At 74.6% G+C, this 712-nt stretch carries 1 protein-coding gene; it reads left to right on the forward strand.

What is annotated here, in order from left to right:
• Positions 1–103 precede the first annotated feature (103 nt).
• Positions 104–712 (forward strand): IclR family transcriptional regulator (locus AC2W7M_RS26815; protein WP_486136256.1); only part of this gene is annotated, 609 nt, incomplete at its 3' end.

Here is a 712-nt window from a genome sequence, read left to right on the forward strand (position 1 = left end):
AAAAACGTGCTGTCCTGGTGGGCCGCGCGGGGCCGGACGGCGGGGCGCCTGTCCGACATCGTCGAGCAAAGCTCCGGCCTGCCCCAAGCCCACCGCGCGCCGGGTGCTCCTGGCGCTGGTGCGCGCGGGTCTGGTGGACCAGGACGAGGCGAGCCGGCGCTACCATATCGGCCCGGAAGCCTATGTGCTGGGCACCCTGGCGGCGGCGCGATTCGGCATCCATGCGCTCTCGCTCGGCGCGCTGGCGCGCATCACCCGCGAGAGCGGCGACTGCGCCTTCCTCACCGTGCCGCGCGACATCTTCGGCGTGTGCCTGCACCGGGAGGAGGGGACCTATCCCATCCGCACCCACGTGCTCCAGGCGGGCGACCGGCATCCGCTGGGCGTCGGTGCGGGCAGCCTCGCCATCCTCGCCGCGCTTCCGGACGCGGAGGTGGAGCGCATCCTCGCCGCCAATGCCGAGGCGCTCGCCGCGCACTATCCCGGCTATGCCCCGGAGCGCCTGCGGCAGGGGGTGAGCGAGGCGCGGCGGCTCGGCTACGCGCTCAATCCGGGGCTTTATGTGTCCGGCTCCTGGGGCATCGGCGTCGTGGTGCGCGATGCGGAGGGCCGGCCGGCCGGCGCGCTCTCCATCGCCGCCATCCGACACCCGCCTCACGCCCGAGCGCCAGCCGCAGCTCGCGGCGCTGTTGCTGCGCGAGCGCGGGGCCTC

Source organism: Xanthobacter sp. BG11Y11_SDJG, from assembly GCF_057364445.1.